A 204-nucleotide genomic window follows, 5' to 3' on the forward strand; every position below is an offset into this window, starting at 1 on the left:
GGGTGTTACGGCGCTGCAGTTCGCTTCCTTCAGCTTCGACGCCTCGGTGCTGGACGTGGCCGTGACCCTGGCTGCGGGCGGCACGCTGGCGATCGCCTCGTCCGACGAGCGTCTCGACCCGGTGGCGCTGGCTGCGATGGTGGAGGCCTGCGGTGTTCAGGTGGCCAGTGTCGTCCCCTCGCTTCTTGGCGTGCTGGAGCCGGG

1 protein-coding gene is annotated in these 204 nt (G+C 70.1%); it reads left to right on the forward strand.

The window, feature by feature from the left end:
* On the forward strand, positions 1-204 hold a 204-nt coding region (locus tag LQ326_RS47685; RefSeq protein WP_372497159.1), incomplete at both ends, for an AMP-binding protein.

Source organism: Streptomyces shenzhenensis (genome assembly GCF_021462265.1).
Lineage (GTDB): Bacteria > Actinomycetota > Actinomycetes > Streptomycetales > Streptomycetaceae > Streptomyces > Streptomyces shenzhenensis.